The sequence below is a fragment of the Flavobacterium sp. N502536 genome (assembly GCF_025947345.1).
Lineage (GTDB): Bacteria > Bacteroidota > Bacteroidia > Flavobacteriales > Flavobacteriaceae > Flavobacterium.
The window spans coordinates 3,961,401-3,978,783 of record NZ_CP110011.1; the positions used below are offsets into that span (position 1 = coordinate 3,961,401).

General features: G+C 38.1%; 16 protein-coding genes. 5 read left to right on the top strand and 11 right to left on the bottom strand.

Annotated elements, in window-relative coordinates; genetic code table 11:
* Positions 1 to 34: 34 nt before the first annotated feature.
* The gene (locus OLM61_RS16720; protein ID WP_264523744.1) at positions 35 to 1,135 is read right to left on the bottom strand and encodes a hypothetical protein; all 1,101 of its coding nucleotides are present in this window, start codon (positions 1,133 to 1,135) and stop codon (positions 35 to 37) included.
* Between the two features lie 141 nt (positions 1,136 to 1,276).
* Positions 1,277 to 1,672 carry a winged helix-turn-helix transcriptional regulator gene (locus OLM61_RS16725; RefSeq protein WP_264523745.1) on the bottom strand — a complete coding sequence of 132 codons (396 nt, stop codon included), beginning with the start codon at positions 1,670 to 1,672 and terminating at the stop codon, positions 1,277 to 1,279.
* 108 nt (positions 1,673 to 1,780) lie between these two features.
* Between OLM61_RS16725 and OLM61_RS16730 the strand changes: the two genes are divergently transcribed.
* A complete protein-coding gene (locus OLM61_RS16730; RefSeq protein ID WP_264523746.1) occupies positions 1,781 to 2,392 on the top strand; it encodes an FMN-dependent NADH-azoreductase in 612 nt (203 codons plus the stop codon).
* Between the two features lie 83 nt (positions 2,393 to 2,475).
* Here the strand turns inward: OLM61_RS16730 and OLM61_RS16735 are convergent, their stop codons facing one another.
* Positions 2,476 to 3,756, bottom strand: coding sequence for an acetyl-CoA C-acetyltransferase (locus OLM61_RS16735; RefSeq protein ID WP_264523747.1), 1,281 nt, complete (start codon positions 3,754 to 3,756; stop codon positions 2,476 to 2,478).
* Between the two features lie 222 nt (positions 3,757 to 3,978).
* Between OLM61_RS16735 and OLM61_RS16740 the strand changes: the two genes are divergently transcribed.
* Positions 3,979 to 6,360 carry a TonB-dependent receptor gene (locus OLM61_RS16740; protein ID WP_264523748.1) on the top strand — a complete coding sequence of 794 codons (2,382 nt, stop codon included), beginning with the start codon at positions 3,979 to 3,981 and terminating at the stop codon, positions 6,358 to 6,360.
* Positions 6,361 to 6,782: 422 nt separating this feature from the next.
* Here OLM61_RS16740 and OLM61_RS16745 read toward each other — a convergent pair whose 3' ends face one another.
* From OLM61_RS16745 to OLM61_RS16770, 6 genes are all read right to left on the bottom strand, one after another.
* Positions 6,783 to 7,805: an LLM class flavin-dependent oxidoreductase gene (locus OLM61_RS16745; RefSeq protein WP_264523749.1), complete on the bottom strand. Its 1,023-nt coding sequence runs from the start codon at positions 7,803 to 7,805 to the stop codon at positions 6,783 to 6,785.
* A gap of 204 nt (positions 7,806 to 8,009) precedes the next feature.
* Positions 8,010 to 8,399: a DUF1634 domain-containing protein gene (locus tag OLM61_RS16750; RefSeq protein WP_264523750.1), complete on the bottom strand. Its 390-nt coding sequence runs from the start codon at positions 8,397 to 8,399 to the stop codon at positions 8,010 to 8,012.
* A gap of 4 nt (positions 8,400 to 8,403) precedes the next feature.
* Positions 8,404 to 9,240, bottom strand: coding sequence for a sulfite exporter TauE/SafE family protein (locus tag OLM61_RS16755; protein ID WP_173964218.1), 837 nt, complete (start codon positions 9,238 to 9,240; stop codon positions 8,404 to 8,406).
* A 189-nt stretch (positions 9,241 to 9,429) separates the two neighbouring features.
* Positions 9,430 to 9,672 (bottom strand): hypothetical protein, encoded by a 243-nt coding sequence (locus OLM61_RS16760; protein ID WP_173964217.1) that lies wholly within the window; start codon positions 9,670 to 9,672, stop codon positions 9,430 to 9,432.
* Positions 9,673 to 9,976: 304 nt separating this feature from the next.
* Positions 9,977 to 10,414, bottom strand: a complete 438-nt coding sequence (locus OLM61_RS16765) for a DoxX family protein (protein WP_264523751.1) — start codon at positions 10,412 to 10,414, stop codon at positions 9,977 to 9,979.
* 71 nt (positions 10,415 to 10,485) lie between these two features.
* Positions 10,486 to 10,854: a winged helix-turn-helix transcriptional regulator gene (locus tag OLM61_RS16770; protein ID WP_264523752.1), complete on the bottom strand. Its 369-nt coding sequence runs from the start codon at positions 10,852 to 10,854 to the stop codon at positions 10,486 to 10,488.
* Between the two features lie 81 nt (positions 10,855 to 10,935).
* Here OLM61_RS16770 and OLM61_RS16775 point away from each other — a divergent pair, with 81 nt between their 5' ends.
* Complete coding sequence (locus tag OLM61_RS16775; protein ID WP_264523753.1) at positions 10,936 to 11,814, top strand: NAD(P)H-binding protein; 879 nt, start codon at positions 10,936 to 10,938, stop codon at positions 11,812 to 11,814.
* Positions 11,815 to 11,984: 170 nt separating this feature from the next.
* On the top strand, positions 11,985 to 12,998 hold the full coding sequence (locus tag OLM61_RS16780) for a zinc-binding alcohol dehydrogenase family protein (protein ID WP_264523754.1): 1,014 nt from the start codon (positions 11,985 to 11,987) through the stop codon (positions 12,996 to 12,998).
* Between the two features lie 21 nt (positions 12,999 to 13,019).
* On the opposite strand, the gene OLM61_RS16785 is transcribed toward OLM61_RS16780, so the two are convergent.
* Positions 13,020 to 13,724 carry a LytR/AlgR family response regulator transcription factor gene (locus tag OLM61_RS16785; RefSeq protein ID WP_173964212.1) on the bottom strand — a complete coding sequence of 235 codons (705 nt, stop codon included), beginning with the start codon at positions 13,722 to 13,724 and terminating at the stop codon, positions 13,020 to 13,022.
* 10 nt (positions 13,725 to 13,734) lie between these two features.
* Complete coding sequence (locus OLM61_RS16790) at positions 13,735 to 14,820, bottom strand: sensor histidine kinase (RefSeq protein WP_264523755.1); 1,086 nt, start codon at positions 14,818 to 14,820, stop codon at positions 13,735 to 13,737.
* 210 nt (positions 14,821 to 15,030) lie between these two features.
* On the opposite strand from OLM61_RS16790, the gene OLM61_RS16795 reads away from it, so the two are divergent.
* Positions 15,031 to 17,382 (top strand): outer membrane beta-barrel family protein, encoded by a 2,352-nt coding sequence (locus OLM61_RS16795; RefSeq protein WP_264523756.1) that lies wholly within the window; start codon positions 15,031 to 15,033, stop codon positions 17,380 to 17,382.
* The last annotated feature ends 1 nt before the right edge of the window (position 17,383 follow it).

A 17,383-nucleotide genomic window follows, 5' to 3' on the forward strand; every position in this document is an offset into this window, starting at 1 on the left:
ATGTGTTAAATGTTTTTCATATCTTCTGTAAGTACTATTTGATGAGTTTTTCGACATTTGGAATTTTCTCCAAAGCCTTTGTATTTTCAACCAGAAGTTTGGCTGCGGCTTCATTTATTTTAGTTGCCGGAATTGCTTTCCATTTATTGATGTCTTTTTCGAAGTCGTTTTTGAAGAATACTCTGGATAGATCTCGTATCACACAGTAAGCCGCTATTGAATGGCCGTTATCGCTATCGTAGTTTCCGGTATTGATAAAAAACTGTATTCGTTTCATTAGGCCTTCTTCGGAGTAAAGAGACAACTCGGTTAATTTTCCCCTGTATTCCAAATCGGCAGAACCAATCCCTTTTAATTTCGGAAACAACTTATAATCGGCAAAGTGTCTGCCTTCGTGACCAATGTAGCTCACTCTGAAATTTTCCGATTTTAGGTCATAAGCCTTTTTGACACAAAACAAAGCTTCCTTAGTGGCCCAGCCTGCAGGATAGTAACGTCCCAAAGTGGCGTATTCGCTCCAGCCCAGCGTTACAAAATCATCCATAAAAAAGATCTTGATTGGGGTTTCTTTTCCGTCATAATTGACTTTATAAATGGTGTCTTTTTCTGTTTTCCAAACCAGTAAATCATATAAACCTCCGGTTTTTCCAAATCCTGTGGTATGATAGCCTAAACTGGCGATGTATTTTTTTTGGTATACATTGATGCTGTCTTCATTGAGGGGTAAGTTTTTGGCAGCAGGAAAATTCGTTTTAAGAAAATTAGAAACGTTTTTGATAATCAGTGAATCTGTTTTCTTTTCCTTGTTTAAGAAAGAGAAACGCCAGTAATCTCTGTAAATTTTGAGCAGCTCATCTATTTTTGATTTTCTGGTTTCGAGGAAATCGCTTTTGTCTTCTTCAAACTTAAAGCGGCTTTCGAAGTTGGTTTTGAATTTCAAATCTTTTTCCGCTATTTTTTTGGTCGGATTAAGCTCGAGTAGTGGCAGGGCCGATTTTGGATTCCCATCTAAAGCGAGAGAGTAGATTTTGGTATAATCCAGTTTTATACTGTCATTTTGGATGGACTGAGCGCTTGTTTTTGAAAACAAAAAGAGGTTGAAAAGGAGTAAAGTGGCAAGTTTTAGAGTTCTCATATAAAAGTGTTTGGGTTAATTTTTAACGGCTTTTATACTATAGAGACTTTTTTTGGGCTAATGTTACAGTTTTACTTTTTTATTTTTATTTCAATCCGTAAACCCGACATTTTTTAAAAACCTGTCGGGTTTGTCGAATTGTTAATTGCTTTTTGTATCCTCATCTAAATGTCCAATGATTTTGTTTCGGTGTAAGGATCCCCATTCGTGTAATGCCCCAATAACATTATATAAAGTGTGGCTGTGCTCTGTTCTGGCATATTCAACCGTTGGTGGAAAAGTGTCATAAACGGTTCGGGTTACCAGTTTGTTTATCTCGAGATCTTTAAGCTCTTTTGAAAGCATTTTATCTGTAATTCCGTTGATGTCCTTTGAAATTTCTTTGAATCGTTTAGGTCGGTTCGATAATGCAATCAAAATAGGCAATTTCCATCTGCCGCTTAAAACTTCCAGAGCATCTCTGACGGGCAATAACGCAGCCAGGCATTCCTCTGATGCAGAGCACATTTCGTTGTTTAGTTCCTTCTTTGTTTTCATATTTATGCTGTTACTATCCTCAAGGATAGCGCTATCCTTGAGGATAGTACTATAAAAGGTATAGCAAATGTAGATAAGTTTGTATTGTAAAACAAAAGTATAATAAACATGAGTAAAAAGATTCTGAATATAGTAACAAGCATCAAAGGAGATGCTTCTTTTAGCAATAAATTATCGAATGCCGTTCTGGAAAAGCTTGTAAAAGAATATCCGCAAAGTACGGTACAAACCTTTGATCTTTCTAAAACACCATTGCCTTATCTTGATGAATTACAGCTTAGCGCGTTTTATACTCCAGCAGATGCCTATTCTGATAGTCAATCCCAAGCGATTAAACTTTCTGATGATGCTGTAAGCGATTTGTTGGAAGCTGATATTATTGTGATCGGGGTTCCGATTTATAATTTTGGAATTCCCGCTTTATTAAAAGGTTGGATTGATCAGGTGGCCAGAGCCGGCAGAACCTTTAGTTATGATGAAAATGGACCAAAAGGTTTAGTAACTGGTAAAAAAGTATTTTTGTCTGTTGCGTCGGGAGCTGTATTTTCGGAAGGCCCTTATAAAAGTTACGATTTTGCAGAACCATATTTACGTGTTGTTTTAGGGTTTCTGGGAATTACCGATGTAACGACTTTTCGTGTAGAAGGAACTTCAATTCCTGATTTTGCTGAGAATGCACTACCAAAAGCTTTAACCGATGTTGAAGAGTTTGCTTTTTAAACGGAAAATAAATTGCGATAGTTGAACATTTTCGTGAGTAGTAAACCGGACAAGTTTTTAAAGGCTGTCCGGTTTGTCTTTTTTTACTTTTCGATAATCATGGTAACGCCTTGTCCTCCGGCGGCACAAATGGAAATTAGTCCGCGTCCGGATCCTTTTTCATTCAATAATTTGGCCATCACACCAATGATACGGCCTCCTGTGGCAGCAAAGGGGTGTGCAGCTGCTAGACTGCTTCCTTTCACGTTTAGTTTTTCGCGGTCAATGGCACCGAGAGTTTTAGAAAGTCCAATTTGTGTGCTTAGTTCGGGGCTTTCCCAGATTTTTAAAGTGGCTAAAACCTGCGCAGCAAAAGCTTCGTGAATTTCATAATAATCAAAATCCTGTAAAGTTAAACCAGCTTTGTCGAGCATATTGCTGACCGCAAACAGAGGAGCCAACAAAAGGTTTTGTTGATTTTTGACGTATTCGATGGCGGCAATTTCTGCAAAAGTGATGTAGGCCAAAATAGGAAGTCCTTGTTCTTTGGCCCATTCTTCACTGGCCAAAAATATGCAGGATGCACCATCAGTTAGTGGTGTTGAGTTTCCTGCGGTAAGGGTTCCGTTGGTTTTGTCGAAGGCCGGTTTTAGCTTGGCGAGCTTTTCAAGTGTACTGTCTTTTCGCAGATTATTGTCTTTATAAAGTCCGTTGAATGGTGTTATCATATCATCAAAAAAACCTTCGTCGTAGGCTTTTGCCATATTGAGATGACTTTTAAGCGCGAGATTGTCCTGGTCTTCACGGGAAATTTTATAATGTTTGGCTGTGATTTCGGTATGTCCGCCCATCGAAAGTCCGGTTTGAACCTCTTCATTTCGGGGAACAAGTGGTGCTAAATCTTTGGGGCGAATTTTTAAAAATTGCTTTATTTTTTCACCCAGTGATTTTGCATTTCTGGCGTTGAGCAGGATCTTTCTAAGCTTGTCGCTTACTGCCATCGGAATATCGCTAATAGAATCAACGCCTCCGGCAATTCCACATTCTATTTGACCTAAGGCTATTTTGTTGGCGATATAAATAGCACTTTCAATTCCGGTATCACAGGCTTGCTGCAAGTCGCAGGCGGGTGTCGCGGGATCAAGTGCCGTTTTTAAAACACATTCTCTCATCAGATTATTATCGTAGGTATGTTTGATTACAGCACCTCCGGCGACTTCGCCTAATAGTTTCCCTTTCAAATTGTATTTGTGTACAAGACCATCAAGAGCAGCAGTCATCATTTGCTGGTTTCCAACTTCGGCATAAGCCGTATTAGCTCTTGCAAACGGAATACGGTTGTATCCAACAATAGCTACTTTTTTGATTGTGTTCGTATGATTCATATCTGAGAAGGTGTTTTTAGTTTTTTTTCAGCTTAAAGGTAAGCAGAGTTATTTGTTATTGAATGATTTGGTGTACAAAATATTTCGCTTTTTGAGTTTAGTGCTGAATTATTTGTTTTTTGGATTGTATTTATTTAGAATGATTAAAAATAATTTGCAAAACAGAGTTTTAGCGATTACTTTTGCCAGCGAATTCAAAACCAAATAATAATAGTGAATATCATGAGTATAAAAAAAGTTTTATTTTCTCTGATTTTCCTGAACTCATTAATGATGATGGGGCAGGGACTGGGAAAAATAACAGGAAAGGTTTCCTTAACGGGAAATGTGCCGGCAGAAAATGTTTCTGTTGCACTGAAAGGAACAAAATATAGTGCCATTACAAACGAACACGGGCAGTACGAAATTAAAAATGTTAAGCCAGCCAGCTATACCATTAGCATTAGTGCAGTAGGAATTCGTCAGGTTGAAGACAGAATTACAGTTGCCGCTAAGCAAACGACAATTAAGAACTTTATGCTTTCCGAGAGTCAGGAAGATCTGGATGAAGTTGTGATTACGAAGAACAAATACAAGCAGGACAAGCCTTCTTTATCTTTACGTCTTCAAACTCCTGTGCTTGAAATTCCGCAGAACATTCAGATTGTGAGTGGTCAGGCGTTAAAAGATCAGCAGATTGTGAGTATGAGTGACGGTGTGATCAGAAACGTGAGTGGTGCGGTACGTTCAGAACATTGGGGAGATTTGTACACGAACATAAAAATGCGTGGTTCTCAGGTTCAGGCGTTCCGAAATGGGTTTAACGTAGTTTCTTCTTCTTGGGGACCGCTTACCGAAGACATGAGTTTTGTGGATCATATCGAGTTTGTAAAAGGACCTGCAGGTTTCATGATTTCAAGTGGTGATCCAAGTGGATTGTACAATGTAGTAACGAAAAAACCAACCGGAATTACAAAAGGAGAAGCTAGTGTAATGGCGGGAAGCTATGATTTTTACAGAGCCAGTATTGATCTTGACGGAAAACTGGATAAAAAAGGAAAGTTATTGTATCGTTTTAATGCGGCGGCACAAAAGAGAGGTTCACACCGTGCATTTGAGCACAATGACCGTTATGTAATTGCTCCGGTAATTACGTATCAGGTTGATGACAAAACAAAAATTACCGCTGAATACAATTTTCAGTATGCCAACATGACTGAAGTAGGTTCTTATTATGTTTTCGGACCTAAATCAGATGGATATGGAACTTTACCGGTTGGATTTACAATGACACAACCAGGTTTGCCTGATACCAATATTCAGGATCATAGTGGATACCTTATGTTTGAGCATAAGTTTGATGACAATTGGAAATTAACCGCACAAACGTCTTATTTCAAATACCTTCAGAAAGGATACAGTTCATGGCCGAGTATGATTGGTTCAAGTGAGAACGCTCTTGGGAAAGGGAACATTATCAGAAATGTAGGGATCTGGGATGCCGAAAGTAATATGTATTTAGGTCAGATATTTGTAAACGGAAAGTTCAATACCGGACAAGTAACTCATAAAGTATTAGGTGGTGTAGATTTAGGCAATAAAGATTATATGGCAGATTGGGGACAATCTCATGATCTTGATACGGCTGCTAATCCGTTTAATGTTTACAATCCAAATTATGGAACACCTTCTAATGGCCTTCCAGCTTTCGATCGTACTAAACCACTTTCTGTGAGAGCCGGTGGTAAGCAGACTACTGAGTACGCAGCAGGTTATATTCAGGACGAACTTGGTTTTTTTGAAAACAAATTAAGATTGACTCTTGCAGCAAGATATACCTGGATTAGCCAAAACAGTTGGGGAACAGTTGAGGAAGACAGTCATATTACCCCACGTATAGGAGTTAGTTATTCGGTAACAGATAATCTGGCCGTTTACGGATTATACGATCAGGCTTTTTTACCACAAGCCGGAATTATTAAAAATGGAGATAAGGTAAAACCGCTTACAGGAAATAATTTAGAATTTGGAGTTAAAAAAGATTGGTTTGACGGATCATGGAGTTCTACATTAGCGGCATACCGTATTGTAAAACAAAACGAACTTACTGCTGATCCAACTAACGGACCAAACGACATCTATAAAGTTGTTTTGGGAGAAAAAAGAGCACAAGGTATTGAATTTGACGTTAGAGGAAAATTATTTGACGGACTTAATCTTATTGCTAATTATGCCTTTACAGAATCGGTTGTAACGAGTTCTGTTGTTACATCTATAGGCGTTGGTTCTGTTGTACCGGGATTTGCTAAACATAGTGCAAATGCATGGTTGAATTACAGTATTCAAAGTGGTAAACTTAAAGGATTAGGGGCTTCAATTGGAGGTACTTATCTTGCAGACCGTCAAACGGACAGCTGGAGTGTAGGAAATGTAAGATTACCAAATTATTTTAAACTGGATGGAGGTTTATCTTATGAAACAGGTAAATTTAAAATTACAGCCAACGTGTTTAATATTCTGGACAAATACCTATATAGTGGATCTTATTATGAGTGGCTTTCAGCTTACTACTGGCAAACAGAAGCTCCAAGAAACTTTAGAGTTGGGGTAACGTATAAGTTCTAATCTCTTTAGGTTCTGAGGCACTGAGGTGCTAGGGTTCTGAGGGTTATTTAAAAGTAAACCCGACAGATTTTTAAAACCTGTCGGGTTTGTTTGTTATTGAAATAAGATGCCCTTTAATCTTTATAATCCGTGGTAAAAAACTACCCTTTTTGAACGAGCGGAATAACTTTTGTACCAGTAAGTATTCTATACTAAACCCGACAGGTTTTAAAAACCTGTCGGGTTTGTTTGTTATTGAGAAATAGAAAATCCTTTTAATCTTTATAATCCGTGGTAAAAAACTATCCTTTTTGAATGAGCGGAATGACCTTTGTACCAGTAAGTGTCCTATACTAAACCCGACAGGTTTTAAAAACCTGTCGGGTTTGTTTGTTATTGAGAAATAGAAAATCCTTTTAATCTTTATAATCCGTGGTAAAAAACTATCCTTTTTGAACAAGCGGAATGACCTTTGTACCAATAAGTTCTATCGCATTCATTAGTTGTGTATGGGTAAGGCCTGCATTATCCATTTGAAATGTAAATCTTGAAATTCCGCCAAGTGATTCGCTGTGGCGCAAGAGTTTATCGGCAATGCGTTCAGGATCGCCTACAACCAAAACACCCAGATCGTCAATTAAACCGTCAAATTTGGCTCTGGTAACCGGTGGCCAGCCGCGTTCTAATCCTAATTTTGTCCAAAGTTCAGCATAACCGGGATAATATTCTTCGATGGCTTTTGCGGTAGTGCTTGCTGTAAATCCTGGTGAATGTAAACCTACCTGAAGTTCTTCGGGCTGGTAACCAGCTGCTTTTCCTGCTTCACGATACAAGTCTACTAGCGGACGGAAACGATGTGTCTGACCTCCGATAACGGCTACCATTAAAGGCAAACCTAAGGATCCGGCTCTTACAAAAGACTCGGGTGTTCCGCCAACGCCTAACCAGACGGGTAGTTTTTCCTGTATAGCCCTCGGATAAACCGGAAGATTGTTCAAAGCGGGACGAAATTTCCCCGACCAGGTCACAAATTCATTGTCTCTGATTTGAAGTAAGAGTTCTAATTTTTCTTTAAAAAGCGCGTCATAGTCATTCAGATTAAATCCGAAAAGAGGGTAAGCTTCGATTGAAGAACCGCGGCCTACTACAATTTCAGCTCTTCCTTTTGAAATTAAGTCAAGAGTTGCAAAACTTTGATAGACTCTTACCGGGTCGGCAGCACTTAAAACTGAAACCGCACTTGACAATCGAATGCGTTTTGTTCGTGCTGCGGCAGCACTTAAAATTACGGCGGTAGCCGAATCTAAAAACTCTTTTTTATGGTGTTCACCAATTCCAAAAACGTCAAGTCCGGCCTGATCTGCCAGCTCGATTCTTTGGAGTAATTGTTCCATTGCATCAACACTGCTTAAGGTATTGTGGTCTCCGTACATCGCCGAAGCGAAACTGTCAATTCCTATTTCCATTTTTTTTAGCATTAGGCTTTAAGCCTTAAACAATATGCTTTTCCAGAAAGCCTACAGCTCAATGCTTATCGCGGTTACGGTTATTAGAGTATTATCGCCTAGTAAACCCGACAGTTTTTTAAAACCTGTCGGGTTTGATTGTTATTAAGTTATATGTTTTTTCAAAAAGCCTATAGCCTATAGCTTAAGGCTTACAGCTTATAATCAATGAGAAAAACCAAAGGAAACACTAATCAGAATAATCACAATAACAATTAAGGTGATCCCTACATACAGATAATCCTTTTCCAGTAAAAAAGAAAATAGTGACAGTAAAACACGTAAAACCGGGGTTAGAAAAAGCAGGATGATCCCAAAAAAGATCAACGATTCACCATTTCCCTGAATTACGCCCTGATAAATTGCTGAAACGACTTCAAAAATATTGCGGTCATTTTCATGAAAGACCGAGTAATCTTCAATGTCTGTGCTATGCGCCATCAAATAAACAATTCCGCCAATAAAAGCGACTGATAAGGAAATCCAAACGCCATAACGCAATAAGTTTCCAATAATGGTTTGAAAATCCTTTTCTCCAAATTTTTCGTGTTGCATAGTCTTAGATTTTTCCATTAATTCCGTTATAGATCATATTTACCGCAAGTACAAAGATCAGACAGGCAAAAAAGATACGTAGCTTTTTAGGATTCGTTTTAACCAAAACTTTGGCACCCGCCATCGCACCAAACAGCACACCAATTACTACGGGCATACAAATTCCGGGTTCAATGTATCCTTTTTGAATATAAATAACAGAACTCGCCATTGCCGTAACGCCCATCATAAAATTACTGGTTGTGGTAGAAACTTTAAACGGAATTCTCATAATATTGTCCATGGCAATGACTTTAAAAGCACCAGAACCTATTCCTAATAAACCCGACATCATTCCGGCAATTCCCATCATACCAAAACCACCTACGACATTTTTGGTTCCGTAACGAATTATTTCACCGTGATGCGAAGGATAAGTACCTTCTAACCTCAACTTTTTAGCCAGAGGACTGGATTCTAAAACGATATGTTCTTCTTTTTTTCGAAGAGAATTGATAGCCGAGAAAATTAAAGTAAGTCCGAATAAAACGGCAATAAAAGAAGTAGGGGCGATGGTTGAAAGTAAGGCTCCGCAAACGGCACCAATTGTGGTAGCAATTTCGAGAAAGATACCCAGTCGCATGTTGGTGATTCCCTCTCTGACATAAGCGGCGGCAGAACCTGAGGAAGTGGCAATTACCGAAACCAGTGCAGCGCCAATTGCATAATGAATGTCGACACCAAGAATGACTGTTAAAAGTGGAATTATGATAATCCCGCCACCTAAACCTGATAATGAACCAATAAAACCTGCTAAAAAAGCACCAAGAATCATAATCAGGGTAAACGTAAGTACTGTCATTCGAATCAATTTTGTTACCGCTAATTTACGAATTGATATTGGGAGGGAAAATGTTTTATTTCATAATTAAAAACTAAAATAGCTTAATTCTAAAATTTAAAGGGTGAAAAAAAACACAAAAATGGACTTAACTGGTTGATTATAGGATAAAAACCAGAGTTTAAGAATGAAACGCTAAAAAAGAGGTACTTACAGGTTGTCGTCTATTATTTTTTGGACACTGCTGATAAAAGTCTCTGTGTTTTTGACATCTTGCTTGATGTATAAATCGTATTCGTTTAATTTATACTGATCGATCATGTCTTTTTTTAAGTATTTGATGATGGATTCTAGAGTCCGGGTATCCTCCTCATTCAGTTTCTTTAACTCCCGTTGTTTGCTTTTGAGATAATCTAAACTCTTTTTTAATCTCTGAACCATTAATTTTTCCAATCTCTTCCTTCGTTTAAAATTATTAACACAAACGATAATCCGGAAGATTTTAAGCTCAATATGCCCCAAAAACCATTTCCATTTGAGCTTAATTCCTCCGGAGTATCGTATTCCCTTACATACGTTCAAATTGAGAATTTAGATTTAAGAAATGTTATAAAATTTTCAAAGTGCCTTATAAAATTTGCACGCGAAGCAGTCAGGTGTTTGAAAACCTGGCACTTAGGTGTTTTGTAGGTTGAAGAATACAAAAAAGCAGTAGATGGCCCTGCGGATTTTTTTGGGTGTAAGGATTTTAAAAATCTTATTTTGACTGATTGTCTAAAGCAAGATAAGTTCTGTCTAAGGTCGAAAGCAGTAAAGCAGCTGCAGCACTTGTTAGAACCGAGTAATCAAAAGGAGCTTTTACCGAAACCGAAACTGCCATTGAAAGGGCAAAAAGCAACATTAAAGCGGAAGTTCCTAAAGCAACTTGACGGGTTTTAAATCCTAGGATTAAAAACAAACCAAACACAATCTCGAAAAAAGTAGCCAAAGCTCCTAAAACTTCTGCTAAGGATTTACTGGCAAAGGAATTTAAAGTTTGGGTGTAAAGAATAAAATTGTCCCAGTTTCCCCATGCAACTCCGGGAGCGCCTGGTGCGCCCCAAAGACCAAAACGGTCGGCAACGGCAGAGAGCATCGTAATTCCCAAAACAATTCTTAAAACGAAACCTGCCTGTGCTGTACCTATTTTTTTCATCTCGATCTTTTTATGTAAAGATAACAAGATGTTGGGCTACTTTGGATGATTATTTTTTAGACCGGACTACTTTAAGAGTTCTTAAAGCCATCTTCCTTATCTTTAAAGGCCCATGTTGCCATAGCTTCGATAACCGGCATTAATCCCTTTCCCGAAGCACTTAAGCTATAAGTCACAAAAGGAGGTACAACCGGTTTGGCTTCTCTAATGACAAGTTGGTCGGCTTCGAGCTGTTTTAAATGTTGTATCAGCATCTTTTCAGTAACTGCTGGGATGGCCCTTTTTAGTTCGCTGTAACGCTTGCTTCCGCCTGAAAGATGGTAAATGATAATGGGTTTCCAATAGCCTCCAATTTTTTCCATTACATAAGTTACAGGGCATTTGTCTAAAGCATATTGCTTGTTTTCCTGAATAGTTGATGATTCTTTGATTGCGGTCATAGTGCATACTTTAGGGTAAGTACTTGTATAAAAGTAAGTACAAATATACCTTTGTTACAGAACATAAAAAAATAAACAGAGATGAAAATTACAATTTCAGGATCATTAGGAAACATAGGTAAACCATTGACCGAAAAACTTATTGCCTCAGGACATGAGGTAACAGTAATCAGCAGCAGTTCAGACCGGATAAAAGCGATTGAAGCAATAGGTGCCAAAGCAGCAATAGGCTCTGTTAGTGATGCCGTTTTTTTACAAAGTACATTCGAAGGAGCTGATGCTGTATTTGCAATGACTCCGCCTAATATGGGAGGCGTTAATATCATTGCCAATACTACTGATGCGGGTAAAGCACTTGCAAAAGCCATAACTGCTGCCGGAGTAAAACGTGTTGTAATGCTGAGCAGTATTGGTGCAGATTTACCTGGGGGGAATGGTCCAATTGCAGGGCTTCATAACATCGAGAAATTGTATGAGGCATTAGATAAGGTATCGGTTACGTATCTTCGTGCCGGTTTTTTCTATACCAATTTGTACCATGATGTTCCAATGATTAAGGGAGCGGGTATTATCGGATCAAATTACCCTTCTAACCGTACAATTCCTTTTGTACATCCTGAAGATATTGCCGCAGCGGTGTCAGAAGAATTACTAAAAACGATAGCGGGAAAGAACATCCGTTATATTGTTAGTGATGTACGAACTCCAAATGAGGTAGCCAAAACTTTAGGATCAGCCATTGGAAAACCGGATTTGCCATGGGTAGAATTTACCGATGCGCAATCTCTTGACGGAATGAAACAAGCGGGACTACCGGAAGAAATTGCCGAATTGTATACCGAAATGGGATCAGGTTTTAGAAACGGTAAAATCGCAGCACATTTCTTAAGCGATTATAGTGCTGTTGAGGGACGAATTAAACTGGAAGATTTTGCAAAAGAATTTGCAGCTAAATTTTAAAGAGTAAAAGTAAGAAGCTGGTTTTAGGATCAGCTTTTTTTGTATTTGAGAATTAGAAAGTGATGTTGAATTTTGACAAAAATATACCAGTTTATCATAAAAATATACCGTTTGTAAAATTGGAACTGCGTTTATCTTTGTAGTATTCATACAACTTAAAAAGTATAAAGATGAAAGCCATAGGATTTAAAACATCGTTGCCAATTGCTGAAGAAGAGAGTTTTATAACATTTGAAACTCCAAAACCAGTTCCGGGAGCGCGTGATTTAGTAGTTAAAATTAGTGCAGTATCCGTTAATCCGGTTGATTTTAAAATTCGTCAGAATAGTGCAAAAGATACCGTTTTAGAAAACCCGAAAATTATAGGCTGGGATGCTGTGGGTATTGTAGAGGCAGTAGGTGAGAAGGTGACTTTGTTTAAGGTAGGTGATGAAGTTTTTTATGCCGGAGACATTACCAAACCAGGCAGCAATGCCGAATACCAAAGTATTGACGAACGAATTGTGGGCAGAAAACCAAAATCCTTAAGCATTGAAGAATCGGCTGTGATGCCGCTGACTGGTTTAACGGCCTGGGAAATTCTTTTTGACCGTATTCGAATCAATCCGGAGAAAGACAAAGGCAAATCAATTTTAATCATTGGAGGTGCAGGAGGAGTAGGTTCGATCGCCATTCAACTGGCCAAGAAAATTGCGGGTTTGACCGTTATTGCAACAGCATCGCGTCCCGAAACTATCGCCTGGTGTAAAGAGCAGGGTGCCGACTTCGTGGTCGATCACAAAAACCTCATTGCTTCGGTTCAGGAAGCCGGATTTCAACAGGTCGATTTTATTTTAGATTTTGTAGACACTAATTCCTATTGGGATATCATGGTGGAATTAATTAAACCCCAAGGTCATATTGCTTCTATTACCGGAAGCAGTGATCCGGTTGCGTTGAACAAACTCAAAAATAAAAGTGCTTCTTTCTCCTGGGAACTGATGTACACACGATCTATGTTTGAAACCGATGATATGCAGGAACAACACATTATTCTGAATAAATTGGCTGATCTCTTAGATAAAGGAATTCTAAAATCGACACTCAATCTAACGCTTAATGGTTTAACCGTAGGGAACTTCAAAAAAGCACATGAGCTTTTAGAATCGGGGAAAACGATTGGTAAGATTGCCATCAAATTTTAAAGCTAATTAGATGGTGAGCCACTAGGAGTTTTTCAATATTTTAAAAACATATTCTTTATAGCTTGCTCCAATTGGGATTTCGATAGTTCCAATTTCAACATCATAGGCGGTAAAGGCAGTAATGTTTTTTAAATTAATAATATAAGAGCGGTGTACCCGAAGAAAATCTTTTCCCTGAAGTTCCATTTCGATATCACCAATCTTGTATTTTGCGGTCAGTTTTACCCCTTCTTTTTGATGAACCACAATGTAATCTTTCACGCTTTCTATAAATAAAACACTATCCGTATTTATTTTATGAAACTTAGATCCGTTTCTGATGTAAATAAAATTCTCCAGAGGCGGAGTTATAATCTTATTGTTAGTAGGGCCACTGATGCGTAAATAACGATCGGTGGCTTTAAAAAAACGATCAAAAGTGATGGGTTTGAGTAAATAATCTATAATATCAAGTTCATAACTCTCCAGCGCATATTCGCGATAGGCTGTTGTGAAAATAATGGAAGGGGGATTTTTTAGTGTTTTCAAAAAATCAATCCCGGTTATCTGTGGCATTTTAATGTCTAAAAACATAAGATCAACAGTCGTTGTTCTTAATACTTCGGCGGCTTTTAAAGCGTTTGGGCAAGTGCCTACAATCTCAAAATAATCCAACTTACTGATGTGGTTTTGCAGCAGGTTTATGGCCAAAGGCTCATCATCGACTAATAAACATCGTATCTTCATCTTTCTTCGCTTAGTTGTGATCGTTTTGCAGGTTAACTTCTAAATGAGCCGTAAAATGCGTATCACTCTTTGTAACCTTAAAAGTATAATTTTCCGGGTAAATTTTGTCCAGTTGCTGAACGATATTGTTCAGGCCGATCTTACCGTTTTCAGATTCAGTTTCACTTTTTCCAATCGTGTTTTTCACGGTAAAGCTAAAACGATTGTTTTCAACTTTTAAATCAATTGCAATGATCGGAGAGTTCCCGGTGTCTTCGCCGGCGCCATGTTTAAAGGCATTTTCGACTAACGAAAGTAAAATTAAGGGCGCAATAACACCATTATGATCGATATCGGTGGTAAAAATCACGCTAAGCCTTTCATCGTATCTCAACTTTTCAAGTGCAATATAATTGTTAAGCAAGGTGACCTCTTGGGAAATGGGCACATACGTTCCGCTACAGCGATACAAAATGCAATCTAATATCTCAGACAAAACGGCAATGGATTGTGAGGTAATAGGAGAATTAATCAGCGAAAGCGAATAAATATTGTTTAGCGTATTAAATAAAAAATGAGGATTTAATTGAGCTTTCAGAATCTTTAACTCCGTTTCGGCTTTTTGTTTTTCCAGCAGTAATGCTTTTTTCTGAACGACATACTGATCTTTTATCAGTTTTATAAAGACAAAAAATAGCGAAAGAGAGAACGTATGCAAGAAATAAGACTGAAACAACTTTGGCAGATCGGTCATGATTTCAAAAAGAGATTCCTGCTCAAAAGGAGGTGTTCTAATAATAGGTTCGAGCATGTAGATCACCATAGTTCGGGAGAAAGCCGAGATAAGATAACTGCCCACAATAAACTCGATCCATACCATAGTATGCTTTTTTCCCTTCATCAAACGCGGCAAAATCCGATAGGAAATAAAATAAGCTGCAAGCATTGAAAAGGACAGGTAGAATGCCGTTTCCAGCATTTCGTAGTGGATATAATTAATGGGGTCACGAAAAGTATTCTTGCTGATAAACATGATATAAACACAAGTCCAGAAAAGGACATGAGCTGTGACCCGATGGGCTGAAGTATAGTTGATGAGTTTCTCGAATGGTGACATAGTGGATCAAAGTTAGTATTTATTTGGAAAGAGAAACCGGCTGTCGACAAATAGGCCCAAAAAAGACATTAACGGGTAAAAAATGACGATAAACACAGTCTGTAATGTCAATTAGATTGTTTGTCGGTCTCAAAGAACTGTATGTCATGCGGGTCATTTTTGCAAGTAATTAAAGAGGAGTTTTGGTGAAAATTATAAACGCAACCAAAAATGAAACAGCTCTTCTTACTCATCATCCTTTTTCTAGGCTTTGAAGGAATGACACAGACCAATGAATTCACACTTAAAGGAAAGGTAGTGGATTCAAAAACCAAACAATCCCTGCCTTACGTTACTGTAACACTGCAATCTTCCAATCAGGATAAGAGAACAGTCTCTTCTGACGAAAATGGAGTTTATGTTTTTAAAAGCCCTGCAGGAAGTTACCAGTTACGAATTGAACTGATGTCGTATAAACCGTTGGTTGTACCTGCTTTTTCACTTCAGAAAGACCTTGTTTTAAATGACGTTTTGCTGGAAGAAGAATTCAATCAGCTTAATGAAGTAAATGTGGTAGCCGAAAAATCAGCTGTCGAATTAAAACTGGATAAAAAGGTATTCAATGTGGGAAAAGACATTCTTTCAAAAGGCGGATCGGCCAACGATATCCTGAATAATGTTCCTTCGGTAAATGTTGATATTGCAGGTGTTGTAAGCCTTAGAGGCAATAATGGCGTTACGGTTTTAATTAATGGAAAACCATCCATGCTAACGGCAAATAATGGATTGTCTCAAATTTCGGCCGCAAATATTGAAAAGATCGAAGTCATCACAAATCCGTCAGCGGCTTATGAAGCACAGGGGAGTGCGGGGATCATCAACATTGTACTGAAGAAAAACAGTATGCAGGGTTTTAATGGCTCTTTGCAGGTTGGGGTAGGGAATCCGGCGAATCATAATCTGAATGCCAATGTGAGCTACAAAACCGAAAAGGTCAATCTGTTTTCGAATATAGGATACCGTTATTTTGATGTTTTTGCGTCGAACAGACAGTTTCAGCAGAATACAAACAACAATGTAGTGACCACGCTGAATCAATACGACGATAACAAGCGCAACAACAGCATTTACAATATTTATGTAGGCGGTGATTATTATATTAATGCTAAAAATACGCTGACGGGAAGTTATTACCACGATAGAAACAACAATAATTACAAAACGGCTTATACCTATCGTTATGCCAATGCAGCGCAGACAACTGACAGTATTATCAACAGATTTGAAAATTATAAGGAACCTAAAAATTACAATGCTCTGGAATTAAATTATGTAAAAACATTCGACAAAAAGGATAAAAAATGGACAACCAGTTTACAGTATGATTTTTGGAATGATGATGAAAACCAATACATCGATCAGCAGAAAACATTGCCTTACGAACCGAAGGTTTCTAATTTGTACACAAGAGATATTGAAAGCAGTAATGATATTTTTATAAAATCGGATTTTGTAAACCCGATAGGTGAAAATTCTAAAATTGAGATGGGAATCAGAAGCGATTTACGGGCATTAAGAAGCGATTATTATACCCTTCTTGATGAGGTGCCGCAGGATCAGTTTACCAATAAACTTAAGTATGATGAAAACCTGTACAGTGCTTATGTTCAGTTTGGAAGCAAAATTAAAAAGTTCAATTATCTGGTAGGCTTACGAACAGAACTATCGGATATAAAAATTGCCGATACTAAAAATACATTCAGCAACACCAAAAACTACATTAACTTATTTCCAACCCTACATTTGGTGTACAATCTAACCGAAAAAACAGATTTACAGCTTAGCTACAGTAAGCGTATTAACCGTCCGAGATTCTGGCAGTTGAATCCATTTTCTGGACTTTCAGATTTGCGTAACCTTACCGTTGGAAACCCTGATTTAAATCCAATGTTCACCAATTCTTTTGAATTGACACTATTGGCGAAGCTCGGAAAATTCAGCATCAATCCGTCAGTATATTATCAGCATACTACCAATTTCTTTGAATACATCCTGCAACGTACGGCTGAGAACTATTTTGTGACAACACCGGTAAATCTTGACACCGAAGATCGTTACGGAGTTGAGGTTTCGTCTACCTACAGCCCGGCAAACTGGCTGCGACTGTCTTTGGATTTTAACTATTACAAATTTAAGCAGCAAGGCACTTACGAGACGGTAGTGTATGATGTGGAAGATCAAACCTGGCTGTCTAATTTTCGTTCGGTTGTTAAGTTTCCTAAAATTATTTCGGGTGAGTTTAGTTTTAAATACCGGGGAAAAAATCAGGGAGTGCAGTCGCTAACAGAGGCACAGTACACCGCCAATATTGGTTTGAATAAGGACTTTCTTAACGATAAAATGTCGGTCACATTAAACGTAAACAACCTTTTTAATTCGCAAATAACAAAACAGGTAGTCAGTGCACCGCTGTATTACTTAGAATCGGAATTTAGAGCGCAGGGAAGATATATCAGACTGACCTTGATTTATCGTTTCAACCGCAAAAAAAATGAGGCCGACAGATTGCCGGACTCTATGTAAT